Below are 12,792 nucleotides of genomic sequence, written 5' to 3'. Positions count from 1 at the left end.
TCTAGCAGCTGCGAATAGACGCAGACCTTTCATTCCAACAAGAAGGCTAGACATGAAACGTATTCCCTTGGTGTGGCAAATCGTTGCCGGGCTGTTGCTTGGCGTGCTTGTGGGTTGGTACTTCAATACGCATCCGCACTATCAGACATGGGTGAGTGCGGAGATCCTCAAACCGCTCGGTGACATCTTTATCAAGATGATGAAGATGGTGGTTGTTCCGATCGTGTTCTGTTGCATGATTTTGGGTATCGCGGGCGGTGGCGATAACAAGTCGTTTGGCCGTATGGGGATGAAGTCGCTGGGCTATTTTTTTGCGATTACGGCGTTGGCCATCGTCATCGGCTTGTGTTTCGCCAACGTTTTCGAGCCGGGTAGGGGCACCGACATTTCCGGTATTTCGCACGGCACTGCAGCGATCACTCTGGAACCGTCCAAAGGTGCATTGGTTATCTTGCAGAACATCGTCCCTGACAATGTGTTGGTTGCCATGTCAGAGGCGAAGTTGCTCTCCGTGCTGTTTTTCGCCGTGTTGTTAGGCCTGGCATTGAACGCTTTGCCGAAGGACAAAAGCGCGCCTTTTATCGCGCTGGTTCAGAGCCTTTCCGATGCGATGTTCAAGGTCGTCTCAATCGTCATGGCTTACGCGCCGATCGGTGTATTTGGGATGATTGGTGCGACCGTGGCGACGTTCGGTTTCGCCTCGTTGCTGCCGTTGCTCAAGTTGATCGGAGTGGTTTATCTGGCGTTGATTGTTTTTGCGTTGGTGATACTCGGCGGTATTTGTTACTTGATGGGCGAAAACATCTTCAAGTTGATCCGCTACTTTCGCAATGAGTTGATTCTGGCATTTTCGAGTGCCGCATCAGCCGCCGTCATGCCGCAGTTGATGACGCGCCTGGAGAGCTACGGTGTACCGCGGCGAATCGTCAGTTTCGTGGTGCCCGTGGGTTATGCGTTCAATCTCGATGGCGCATCGATTTTTCTCGGCGTGGCGACCATCTTCGTGGCGCAACTCTATGGGATCGACCTGTCGCTGTCACAGCAGATTCTCTTGGTAGTGACGATGGTACTGACCTCGAAAGGCGCCGCGGGTGTGCCTGGGTTTGCAATCGTGATCTTGTCAGCCACCTTGGCCTCTGCCGGTCTGCCATTGGAAGGTGTGGCATTGATTGCCGGTATCTTCAGGATCATCGACAGCGGCACCACCACGCTTAATGTACTGGGCAACGCCATTGCACCGCTGGTTATCGCCAAGTGGGAGAAGGTCGCGCTGGAACCTTCTCGAACGGGTCAAACAGACAATCACGTGTGTGACCCAGTGCAACGTTGAAACAGCATGAACACCAGTAAACGCCTGCTGACAGAGGGGCGTCTTTTTTTAAACTTTTAATAGACGACCGGTCTATTTAATGAGGGTTTATGACCGCAAACGCTTCTGACACCGACCTTTTTTCGCCCATGCAAATGGGCGCACTTCAATTGGCTAACCGAATTGTCATGGCGCCTGTCACACGTAGCCGAATGGCCGAGGACGGCGTACCCAATGAAATGCACGCGACTTACTACGCCCAGCGTGCCAGTGCAGGCTTGATCATCGCGGAAGCGACGAATATTTCTGCCCAAGGGCGTGGCTATGCCATGACCCCGGGTATCTGGTCAGACGAACAGGTAGCTGGCTGGAAAAAAGTCACTGACGCGGTGCACGCAGCGGGCGGAAAAATCGTCAGTCAGCTGTGGCACGTGGGACGTTTTTCGAGTGTCGAGCTGCAGCCCGACGGCCAAGCGCCAGTAGCGCCTTCGGCAATCAAGGCTGAAGGCAGCACTTACACCGAGAAAGGCTTCGTGGAGGTGTCGATGCCTCGCGCACTGGACACCTCGGAGATTCCAGGAATCATCGAGCAGTACAAGCTGGCCGCAGAGAATGCCAAGCGAGCCGGTTTCGATGGTGTGGAAGTTCATTCCGCCAACAGCTATCTGCTAGACCAGTTCCTGCGCGATTCCACCAATCAACGCACTGACGCCTATGGCGACTCCATCGCGAACCGGGCTCGACTGACGCTGGAAGTCACCGCAGCCGTGATTTCGATCTGGGGTAGCGATCGTGTCGGTATTCGTCTCTCGCCAGTCACACCCGATGCCGGAAATACGCCCACCGACAGCAATGTGATGGCGACTTACGGTTACCTGATTCAACAGCTCAATCAATTCAATCTGGCTTATCTGCACTTTGTCGAAGGCGCCACGGCGACCTCCCGCACGGTTCCGCAAGGCGTGGATCTGGACGCACTGGGTGCGCAGTTCGAAGGGGCATTCATTGGCAACAACAACTACGACCTGACGATGGCGCTCGAGCGTCGTGCACAGGGGCGGATTGATGCGGTGGCGTTTGGTCGTTTGTTCATTTCCAACCCCGACCTCGTGGATCGCCTGCGTCGCGGGATCGAGCTCACCGTTGCGCCACGGGAGAGTTACTACGGCGGCGGTGCCAAAGGTTACATCGACTGGCCAACCGCACACGCCTGAACGGCAGGCTTTGCTTTCATCAATATTGAATCACTCGGAAAAAACCTCATGTCCAATCCAACATACGTTCAAGAATACAACGCAATCGTCGACGTGCTCAGCCAGTACAACGACGGTGGTGCCAAAGCTGACAGCGCCTTGATGAAGCCCGCATTCAACCAGCAGGCCACCATGTTCGGGGTCGACGAAGGCAAGCTCGTCGGCGGCGCCATCCAGAACCTGTACGACGTCATCGATAACGCTTTCCGCCCGTCTCCCGAAGCGCAAGCAGCGATCGTTCGCATCGACATCGTAGGCACGGCAGCCAGTGCCCGGGTCGATACCGACAATGTTTCAGGATTCCGTTTCACCGACTTCTTCAACCTGCTGAAAGTTGAAGGTCAGTGGACGATTGTCAGCAAGATCTACCACACCCATCCGAGCGCTTAAGCCGCTGAATGCATTTGACGAGGTACCTGGTGCCTCGTCTTCACTGCAAGTAGACAACCCTGTTGCCGAGTTCTCGTAGGCGCGTTCGCCAGCCAGGCTTGCAAGCAGAAGAGGGTGGTCGGGTCAGGACAGGGTCATGTCATGGAAGTGAGAATTCAGCCATTGGAAGGCCCAAAATGCGGTTAGAGTGGTCGCCCATGTCTGTTTTCGCGCACTTGCACCGAGCGGTTCTAGCAAATGTACAGAGGCAGAAAAACGCAAATCCATCGATATGTGAACAATGAATCGTCCGCTGTTTGTTTCTCTGGATGGGCCCAAGGGCACCGGCAAAACCACACTGTTGGAGGCCGTTACGAAGGCACTGAGGGCAGGCAACAAGAAAGTCATCCGGCTTTGCGAGAGAAAAAGCGACCCTTTCAGGGGTGAAACCATGGCCCTGATTAACACGCTCGCCAGAAATCCTTCCCAGGATCTGGAATGGGCTGTGTGCCAGCGCCTGGCTGATAGTCGTCGCTGGATTTCCCGAAACGTGCTGACGGAGCAGCCGCTGGACAGCATTATTCTGATAGATCGCTGGTATCCGTCTGATGCAGCGTTTCGCCAAACCATCCCGTTTGCCGAGATTCTCCAGTTGAACCTGGATCGAGACGTGCGAGTGCCGGACCTGCATGTCGGCGTCGTCACCGATCCGGATATTTCATGGGCAAGGGCTGCGACACGAGCGCGAGGATTGGGCGGAACCGTAATCCAGAAGTACGCAGAGCATGTCGCATGTACGGCGATGTTCGAGCAAGCGGTTAAGGAGCAAGGTTGGGTTTTGTGCCGTAATGAGGGAACAATCGAGGACGCTACGATGCAGGTGGTTTCTGAGATCTATAGGGTATTGGGTTAACCGCAGAGTCGATTCGACCCAATGATTTCAAGTACAAAGATACGACCGTTCCCTTGTCGGGAGCAGTATCTACCAAGACAGTGCCCCCAGCGTTCTCTGCGAACTCACGGACTTGCGATAAGCCCAAGCCCGTACCTTTTCCTCTTTCCTTTGTCGTGAAAAAAGGCTCAAAAATTTTAGCCGCGAAGTCACCCGGTATACCCGGCCCAGTATCCGAGACGCTGAGCACAACGTAATGGCCTCCAGCTAGCGCAACGTCATCCTCAACCCAAGCCAGTCGTGTTGAAATGCAAATACTTCCTGCTGGCCCGAGCGCATCCCTGGCATTCGTAAGAAGGTTCAACACAGCCGCATTCAACTGGACTTCTTCACACATTACAGCGGTGTCGGGCGCTGAAAGGTCGAAAGTCAGCTCGACACTTTCGGTCGCGGTGCGAAACAACACATCGCGCATTGCGTCAAGTCGAGCATCAACGTCAATGCACACCAGGTTCGGGCCGTCGAGTCGAACACACGATAGCAAATGGCTGACTAACTGCCGGCCCTGTTCGACCGCCTGCAACCCGGTATCACTAAATTGCTCTACGTCTTTCGGCCGTCTGGCGCGCAAGCGGATCATCTGCAAGCTTGCACTCAGCGCCTGAAGAACGTTGTTGAAGTCGTGCGCAATACTGGCCGTGACCATTCCTAATGAAGAGATACGCTTTGCGTGACGCAGTGACTCCTCGGCCACTTGATTAAGCGCATTCGCCTGGGCCAGTTCTTGTTGAAGCATTTCTGCTCGACGCTCTCGTTGATGTCTGAGCAGGCGCAATTGCAATAGCGAAGCAGTTTGTCTCGCCAACGCCAACAATGCCGTACGCTGTGGTGCTGCCAGTGTTCTCGGCTTGGTATCAATCACGCACACCGTACCCAGTGCATGCCCCGTATCATCAATGATCGGAGCGCCCGCATAGAAACGAATGTAGGGCGGGCCAAGCACCAGTGCACTGTGTTCGAAGCGCGGATCGAGTCTGGCATCTTCGACGGTCAACACATCGGCGGGAGCCAGGATCGCGTGGGCGCAAAACGCCAGATCCCGATGCGTCTCCCTCACGTCCAGCCCGACGCACGCTTTGAACCACTGACGTTCTCTGTCCACCAGGGAAACCAGCGCGACGGGGACGTCACATAGGGTGCTCGCGAGCTCGACGATATCGTCAAATTCTTTCTCTGGAGCGGAGTCCAGCACTCCGAGATGCTCCAGCGATAGGGCTCTTTCATCCTCGTTTGGAGGAAAGGGGGCAGGAATGTGGGGCATCGGAGTACGCATCGCAAGGTGGTTGGGCGATGATGCTATTTTGCTCGCTCCTACAGCAAGGGATCGTCCGACAAAAAAACTTCGATTCATCGGGATTTCGCGCCAAATGTCTTTCGCTGGCGTCATTCGGAGTAGGTTGCACATTCGTACAGTGCAGCCGTCGATAAGGGGAATCGCTCCCCTAAACTACGAATTTCAGGCAGTTTTTTAGTTCAAATGCATTAGGCCATATGGCCCATTTGAGCTAAAGGCGAACGTATATCTAATCGCCATACTCAGAGTGGATAAGGCACATAGCCTTGCTTCTATAACTGAGAAAGGGCGTCTGTATGACCACTGTCTATGAAACCAATCGTTCGTTATTCCGCGTGTCTTGGAGTTCGGTATTGGCCGGTAGCGCGATTGCTCTGGTGACGTACGTAGTGCTTAGCGTTTTGGGCACCGCCATCGGTGCAAGCGCAGTATCACCGATGCAAGCGGGTAATCCGCTCAGCGGTTTCGGCACTGGTGCTGGGATATGGTTGTTCGTTTCGACTCTGGTGGCCATTGGAGTCGGAGCTTTCGTTTCGGGCAGGACTGCACCAGATCGCGGCGGTTTGCATGGCTTGCTGACCTGGACAGTCACGACCTTGCTCACGACTTGGCTATTGGCTGGCCTAGCTGCAAGCGTGGTTGGAACTGCTGGCTCTGTTGTTGGTAAAGGTCTGTCGACTGCTGGTGCCGGCATCGCAGCTGCCGCACCTGGTATAGGTGATAGCGTCAAAAGGCAATTGAACGAACAAGGTGTTCAACTGGATTGGAACAGCCTTCAGGGTGAGTTGGAGACGCTGCTGAAGCAAAGTGGAAAACCAGAATTGGCCCCAGAAAATGTGGAGCAAAAAGCTGATCAAGCTGCCGCAGAAGGCAAGCAGTCAGCCTCCAACGCAGCCACTGATCCTGTCCAAGCAGGCGATCAATTGAAGCAGTGGTTTGAGCGTGTGAAAGCCTCCGGTGAGCCGGCGCTTAACGCTGCGGACAAAGAGGCTCTGGTAAACATTGTTGCTGCCCGCACCGGTAAGAGTAAGGAGGAGGCGACTCAGATCGTTGACAACTACGCTCAGGCCTATCAGCAAGCGATGCAGAAATTCGAAGAGCTGAAACAACAAGCTGAGCAAAAGGCACGTGAAGCCGGAGAGATTGCTGCCAAGCAAATTTCCCGCGCGGCATGGAGTACCTTGGCAATGCTGTTGTTGGGAGCGGCCCTGAGCTTCTTTGTTGGTCGCATGGCCCTGACCAACCGTCGCATTCCTACGGCTTGATATAGAAATGAGAAGGGAGGGGGCAGGGATGCCGCTTCTCTTTTGTTTCGACTGGCGAGCTAAACGCTCGGCTCCGCAGCTCATCAAAATTGAACTAACCACCGAGCCCTCTCGCCTAAAGTTGCGTTAGGGAATCCATCGTCGTTTGGATAGGTAGGTTCTTAGTTCCCCACTTACACGAAGGTTTATCAATCATGAAGAGTGAACAGGTAGAAGGCGTAGCAGAAAAACTGGCCGGCAAGGCGCAGAGCGCGGTCGGAAAACTGATTGGTGATTCGAAGATGGAAGCTGAAGGCGCGGGACACCAAGCGGCTGGGCAACTGACCAAAACCTACGGCGACGCACTAGATAACGTATCGACTTTCGTTAAAGAAAAACCAGTTGCCGCACTCGCAATAGGTGCTGCAGCGTTGATTCTCATAAACCGCATTTTTCGTCGCTAAATGTCTAGGAGGTGCCGCCAGCCTGGTGACACCTCCTTCGTTGGTGCCAGATTCCGGTCTGCACGAGCAGCGGTACACGCTGACCATAAAGCGTAACGGCACTGAATCAGCTTCATACAATGGTTCACCATGAACACAACGTACATGGCCCGTTGAGAGAGTGGACGTTTGTGAGCCTCATGAGCATTTTTAACATGGCATCTGATTTAACATAATATACATTACACGTAACAAGATGTTTCAGGATTAGCCCGGTTGCACGCACGTTTTCAATCTCCAGCAGCCGCTCTCAAACGTCTTGCGCTAATACCTGCGATCCTAGAAATGTACGCCACTCAATCCTCACTTCGCGTCAGCTTTTCGATCAGCATTTGATGCTGTGGAAATTGCGCCGTGAGTTTCTGGCGTTCGCCCATTTGCATATCAGCGAAATCAAATCCGGGCGACACCGCTTCGCTGATCAAACCGAAACCATGTGTGCCGTCCAGCAAGCGTGAAGCTTTCCAGATTCCGCCTGGTACGTGTAATTGCAGTTGCTGTCCTGCAAGCACATCGTTGCCCATGATCAATGTCTGCAGTGAGCCGTCCGCGTTGATCAGGCTGTACTCGATGGGATCGCCCAAGTGGAAATAATGCAGGATGTCGGAATGGTTGAAATGAAACTGACCCACCGGTGATTGCTCGGTCAGCAGATAGTAGATCGACGTCACCAAATAGCGTGGACCTGACGCTGTTTGCAGCATCTCGCGCTGATCTGCCTGAAATGTTCGACGAAAATAGCCACCTTCGACGTGAGGCTCCAGACCCAGCGCAGCAATCAGCTCATCTGCAGCGTTTTTGCGTTGAGACATGGGCCTTCTCCCTGAATGTTCAGTAAAAACTGTGATAGCTCAACTAAACGGCTATTTAGTGTAGTTAACAGAAGATAGCCGAAAATTGACGATATTCACCGCTTTAGCGTTTCGCTCGGCAACTCGTTGAACAACGCCCGATAACTGCTGGAAAACCGTCCCAGATGCCAGAACGACCACTGCATCGCTACCTCCGCGACGGTGGTCTCCGTCGGGCTGCGCCGGCGCAGTTCACGGTGCGCGCTGTTCAACCTTCGCAGGCGCAACCAGTGGCTCGGCGTCATCCCGGTGTAGGCCTTGAACGCTTGTTGCAACTGTCGCAGTGACACACCGGCGACTTGCGCGAGTTCGAGCAGATTAAGCGTGTCCTCCGGCGAATCAGCGGCCCACTCCCCTACACGCTTCATGATGTTTCGTTCTTCTGCGCGGCGCTGCAAACCGCCGCGGTCCAGGCACACGTGCGCGTTGTCGAGGATGAACAGGCAGTCCTCCAGCAACTGCTGGGTCAGTGCCTCTTTACTTGGCGGATCAAGGGTTTGCGTCAACTTCGTGAGTGTTGAGCTTAACCAGCGACTGAACAAGGCGTTCTGCCCGCAGTTCAGCGGCGCCATGAACAAGCCCTCGAGCCGTTGAACATCCAGACCGTGTTGCCGGACGAATTCCGGGCCAAACACCACGGCGATTTCCTGATAGTTCTCCGGGGTGATCCAAATGTTGCGGCTCTCTTCATTGAGCAGATACAGCGCGTTGTCGCTGCGATCGAAACAGAACGCCAAGGCTCCCGCAGGCGCACTGAAATTCTGCTCGACGCGGGTATTCATCTGTTCTTCGTAAACCTGCACGCCCTGCAAATCCAGATAGCGAATCTGCCCGGCGAAATGCCCGGGAGACATCTGCTGGTAATGCTGGACCCAACCCGGCGTGGCGCGGATTTGCTCGGTGACATCAGCGGTATTGAAAGCCTGAACCTGTAGCGGATTACACGTTGTCATGGGAGACCTTGCGCACTCTTTTGGTGCGCTTTGGTACTGCTTAAAGTGGATAGATGGAACTGCAAGGCACGCCCAAGATAGTCGTCAACGCGCCACAGGGGAAGGGGCGGAAGATGAAACCCGCCCTCCCCGGCGTCTATAAAACCAATAACGAGGTCTTTATGAATGCCCCTTTCGATCAGCTGTTCACTTGGCTGAAAGATCACAAGATTACCGAAGTTGAATGTGTGGTCAGCGACCTGACCGGCATCGCCCGCGGCAAGATCGCACCGACCAACAAGTTCCTGCATGAGCGAGGCATGCGCCTGCCGGAAAGTGTGCTGCTGCAAACGGTAACCGGGGATTTTGTCGACGACGACATCTACTACGACCTGCTCGACCCGGCCGACATAGACATGGTCTGCAAGCCGGTCGCCGACGCGGTGTACGTGATTCCATGGGCGATCGAGCCGACTGCCATCGTCATCCACGACACCTTCGACAAGTTCGGCAATCCGATCGAGCTGTCGCCGCGCAACGTGCTGAAGAAAGTCCTGCAGCTGTACACCGATAAAGGCTGGAAGCCGATTGTGGCGCCGGAAATGGAGTTCTACCTGACCCAGCGCTGCGAAGACCCGGACCTGCCGCTCAAGGCACCACTGGGCCGTTCCGGCCGTGCGGAAAGCGGCCGTCAATCCTTCTCCATCGACGCAGCCAACGAATTCGATCCACTGTTCGAAGACGTCTACGACTGGTGCGAACTGCAAGGCCTGGACCTCGACACACTGATTCACGAAGACGGTCCGGCGCAGATGGAAATCAACTTCCGTCACGGCGACGCACTGGATCTGGCCGATCAGATCACCGTGTTCAAGCGCACCCTGCGTGAAGCCGCGCTCAAGCACAACGTCACCGCCACTTTCATGGCCAAGCCGATTGGCGACGAGCCTGGCAGCGCCATGCACCTGCACCAGAGCGTGGTGGACATTGCGACCGGCAAACCGATCTTCGCCGATGCCGACGGCAAGATGAGCGATCTGTTCCGCCATCACATCGGCGGGCTGCAGAAGTACATCCCGAAAGTGCTGCCGATGTTCGCGCCCAACGTGAACTCGTTCCGCCGCTTCCTGCCGGACACCTCGGCACCGGTGAACGTTGAATGGGGCGAAGAAAATCGCACCGTCGGCTTGCGAGTGCCAACCTCCGGCCCGGAAGCCATGCGCGTGGAAAACCGTTTGCCAGGCGCCGACGCCAACCCGTACCTGGCGATCGCCGCGAGCCTGCTGTGTGGCTACATCGGCATGGTTGAAGGCATCGAACCGAGCGCGGCCGTTGAAGGTCGAGCCTACGAGCGCCGCAACCTGCGCCTGCCGATCACCATCGAAGACGCGCTGACACAAATGGAAGAGTGCGCCACCGTTGCCGAGTACCTGGGCAATAAGTTCGTACGCGGCTACGTCGCGGTGAAACGCGCCGAACACGAAAACTTCAAGCGCGTGATCAGTTCGTGGGAGCGCGAGTTCCTGTTGCTGAGCGTCTGATCCCCCCACATCCCCTGTAGGAGCGAGCCTGCTCGCGAAGGCGTCAGCACAGTCACCATCGACGTTGTCTGACCCTCCGCTTTCGCCAGCAGGCTCACTCCCACAAGGGGAATCGCGAACCACCTGAAAAAATCCAATAACTTCAAGAGGTGTCGATATGCGTCTACTGAAATCCATGGTTCCCGCCGCACTGGCGCTGTTGTGCAGCACTGCTGCCCTGGCCCAGCCACAAGTCAGCGTATACAACTGGACCGACTACATCGGTGAAACCACCCTCGCCGACTTCCAGGCCAAGACCGGCATCAAGGTGATCTACGACGTTTTCGATTCCAACGAAACCCTGGAAGGCAAACTGCTCGCCGGCCGCACCGGCTACGACGTGGTGGTGCCGTCCAACCACTTCCTGGCTCGCCAGGTGAAGGCCGGCGCGTTCCTCAAGCTGGATCGCGAGCAATTGCCGAACTGGAAAAACCTCGACCCGAAACTGCTCGCGCTGCTGGAGAAAAACGACCCGCAGAACACGCACTCGGTGCCTTACCTGTGGGGCACCAACGGCATCGGTTACAACGTCGACAAGGTCAAAAAAGTGCTCGGCATCGACCACATCGATTCCTGGGCGGTGCTGTTCGAGCCGGAAAACCTGAAAAAACTCACCCAGTGCGGCGTGTCGATGATGGACTCGGCGGACGAAGTGTTCCCGGCGATCCTCAACTACATGGGCATGGACCCACGCAGCGAAAACCCGGAAGACTATAAAAAGGCCGAAGCGAAACTGCTGAGCATCCGCCCGTACATCACCTACTTCCACTCCTCCAAATACGTGTCGGACCTGGCCAACGGCGACATCTGCGTGGCGTTCGGCTACTCCGGCGACGTATTCCAGGCCGCCAACCGCGCCAAGGAAGCCAAGAACGGTGTGAACATTGCCTACTCCATTCCCAAGGAAGGCGCCAACCTGTGGTTCGACCTGTTGGCCATCCCGGCTGACGCCGCCAATCCCAAGGAAGCCCACGCCTTCATTAATTACCTGCTCGATCCGCAAGTGATCGCCAAGGTCAGCGCGTCGGTCGGTTACGCCAACCCGAACCCGGCTGCCAAGCAGTACATGGATCAGGCGCTGGTCAACAATCCCGAGGTCTACCCGTCCCAGGCGGTGCTGGACAAGCTCTACATATCCTCTACCCCGCCTCAGGCGATCATGCGTCTGATGACCCGGTCCTGGAGCAAAGTGAAGTCGAACAAATGAATCAGCACACCCAAGAACACGCCCGCTCCTATTACGCTGCTTCGGCGCGGGCGAGCACTCCTTACCCCAAGCTGGACGGCGACCTGAGCGTAGATGTCTGCGTGATCGGCGGTGGTTTCACCGGGGTCAACACCGCCATCGAACTCGCTCAGCGCGGGTTGTCGGTGGTGTTGATCGAAGCCCGGCGCATCGGCTGGGGCGCCAGTGGGCGCAACGGCGGGCAGTTGATCCGTGGCATTGGTCATGAGGTCGAGGGCTTTGCCCGTTATGTCGGCAATGACGGCGTGCGTTACTTGCAGCGCGCCGGGATCGAATCGGTGGAACTGGTGCGTCAGCGCATCACTGATCACAACATCGAGTGCGACCTGCGCTGGGGCTTCTGTGAGCTGGCCAACACGCCCGCGCAGTTCGCCGCGTTCAAGGACGAACAAGTCAGCCTGGGCGAACTCGGCTACCGCCACGAAACCCGGTTGGTCGGCCCCGAGCAGATCCGCCAGCAAGTGGTCAACGCCGACGTCTACGCCGGGGGGCTGGTGGACATGGGTTCCGGCCATCTGCATCCGCTGGATCTGGTGCAGGGCGAGGCGCGTCTGGCGGCGTCCCTCGGCGTGCGGATTTTCGAGCAGAGCCCGGTGCTGCAGATCATCCACGGCGGAACCGTTCAGGTGCGCTGCGCCACGGGCAGCGTCCGCGCCGGCAGTCTGGTGCTCGGTTGCAACGCACACCTGGATGAACTCGAACAGCAGCTCAGCGGCAAGGTACTGCCCGCCGGCAGCTACATTATCGCCACCGAGCCGTTGTCCGAGGAGCGCGCCGCACAGTTGATCCCGCAGAATCTTGCGCTTTGCGATCAGAAAGTCGGCCTCGATTACTACCGGCTCTCGGCGGACCGGCGTTTATTGTTCGGTGGTGCCTGCCACTATTCCGGACGCGACCCGGCGGACATCGCCGCCTATATGCGCCCGAAGATGCTGAAAGTCTTCCCGCAGTTGGCGGATGTGCGCATCGACTATCAATGGGGCGGCAAGATTGGCATCACCGCCAACCGCTTCCCCCAGGTCGGCCGCCTCAAGCAGCAGCCGAACGTGTTCTACGCCCAGGGTTATTCCGGCCACGGCCTGAACGTCACGCACTGGTGCGCGAAGCTGCTGGGCGAGGCCATTCATGCCGGCCACAGTCAGGGCATGGACGTGTTCAGCGCGGTGCCGCACATGACCTTCCCCGGCGGTCCGGCCCTGCGTTCGCCGCTGCTGGCACTGGGCATGTTCTGGTATCGCCTGCGCGAACTTGTCGGCTGA

General features: G+C 56.5%; 12 protein-coding genes. 9 read left to right on the top strand and 3 right to left on the bottom strand.

Going from position 1 to position 12,792, the window contains the following annotated elements:
- Nucleotides 1-52: 52 nt before the first annotated feature.
- From HBN98_RS20110 to HBN98_RS20095, 4 genes are all read left to right on the top strand, one after another.
- Entirely contained in the window at nucleotides 53-1,330 is a 1,278-nt protein-coding gene (locus HBN98_RS20110; protein ID WP_083369121.1) for a cation:dicarboxylate symporter family transporter, read from the top strand.
- Between the two features lie 89 nt (nucleotides 1,331-1,419).
- Entirely contained in the window at nucleotides 1,420-2,523 is a 1,104-nt protein-coding gene (locus HBN98_RS20105) for an alkene reductase (protein WP_083369122.1), read from the top strand.
- Between the two features lie 48 nt (nucleotides 2,524-2,571).
- On the top strand, nucleotides 2,572-2,952 hold the full coding sequence (locus HBN98_RS20100; RefSeq protein WP_083369123.1) for a nuclear transport factor 2 family protein: 381 nt from the start codon (nucleotides 2,572-2,574) through the stop codon (nucleotides 2,950-2,952).
- Between the two features lie 280 nt (nucleotides 2,953-3,232).
- Complete coding sequence (locus HBN98_RS20095; protein ID WP_083369124.1) at nucleotides 3,233-3,844, top strand: dTMP kinase; 612 nt, start codon at nucleotides 3,233-3,235, stop codon at nucleotides 3,842-3,844.
- Here HBN98_RS20095 and HBN98_RS20090 read toward each other — a convergent pair.
- Nucleotides 3,801-5,144, bottom strand: coding sequence for a sensor histidine kinase (locus tag HBN98_RS20090; RefSeq protein WP_083369125.1), 1,344 nt, complete (start codon nucleotides 5,142-5,144; stop codon nucleotides 3,801-3,803). The genes HBN98_RS20095 and HBN98_RS20090 overlap by 44 nt on opposite strands.
- 329 nt (nucleotides 5,145-5,473) lie before the next feature.
- Here HBN98_RS20090 and HBN98_RS20085 point away from each other — a divergent pair, with 329 nt between their 5' ends.
- Nucleotides 5,474-6,442, top strand: coding sequence for a hypothetical protein (locus tag HBN98_RS20085; protein ID WP_064587530.1), 969 nt, complete (start codon nucleotides 5,474-5,476; stop codon nucleotides 6,440-6,442).
- 194 nt (nucleotides 6,443-6,636) lie between these two features.
- Nucleotides 6,637-6,885 (top strand): CsbD family protein, encoded by a 249-nt coding sequence (locus HBN98_RS20080; RefSeq protein ID WP_083369126.1) that lies wholly within the window; start codon nucleotides 6,637-6,639, stop codon nucleotides 6,883-6,885.
- A 335-nt stretch (nucleotides 6,886-7,220) separates the two neighbouring features.
- Here the strand turns inward: HBN98_RS20080 and HBN98_RS20075 are convergent, their stop codons facing one another.
- Together HBN98_RS20075 and HBN98_RS20070 are read right to left on the bottom strand one after the other, a co-directional pair.
- A complete protein-coding gene (locus tag HBN98_RS20075) occupies nucleotides 7,221-7,736 on the bottom strand; it encodes a cupin domain-containing protein (protein ID WP_083369127.1) in 516 nt (171 codons plus the stop codon).
- Between the two features lie 95 nt (nucleotides 7,737-7,831).
- On the bottom strand, nucleotides 7,832-8,728 hold the full coding sequence (locus HBN98_RS20070; RefSeq protein WP_083369128.1) for a helix-turn-helix domain-containing protein: 897 nt from the start codon (nucleotides 8,726-8,728) through the stop codon (nucleotides 7,832-7,834).
- A gap of 161 nt (nucleotides 8,729-8,889) precedes the next feature.
- Between HBN98_RS20070 and HBN98_RS20065 the strand changes: the two genes are divergently transcribed.
- The 3 genes from HBN98_RS20065 (at nucleotide 8,890) to HBN98_RS20055 (ending at nucleotide 12,792) form a co-directional block, all read left to right on the top strand.
- Complete coding sequence (locus HBN98_RS20065) at nucleotides 8,890-10,248, top strand: glutamine synthetase family protein (RefSeq protein ID WP_064587526.1); 1,359 nt, start codon at nucleotides 8,890-8,892, stop codon at nucleotides 10,246-10,248.
- A gap of 157 nt (nucleotides 10,249-10,405) precedes the next feature.
- Nucleotides 10,406-11,494 (top strand): polyamine ABC transporter substrate-binding protein, encoded by a 1,089-nt coding sequence (locus HBN98_RS20060; RefSeq protein WP_083369129.1) that lies wholly within the window; start codon nucleotides 10,406-10,408, stop codon nucleotides 11,492-11,494.
- Nucleotides 11,491-12,792 (top strand): NAD(P)/FAD-dependent oxidoreductase, encoded by a 1,302-nt coding sequence (locus HBN98_RS20055; RefSeq protein WP_083369130.1) that lies wholly within the window; start codon nucleotides 11,491-11,493, stop codon nucleotides 12,790-12,792. The genes HBN98_RS20060 and HBN98_RS20055 overlap by 4 nt, the downstream gene beginning before the upstream one ends.

Source organism: Pseudomonas koreensis, from assembly GCF_012986595.1.
GTDB lineage: Bacteria > Pseudomonadota > Gammaproteobacteria > Pseudomonadales > Pseudomonadaceae > Aquipseudomonas > Aquipseudomonas koreensis.
This window is presented reverse-complemented; position numbering and strand designations above follow the sequence as displayed.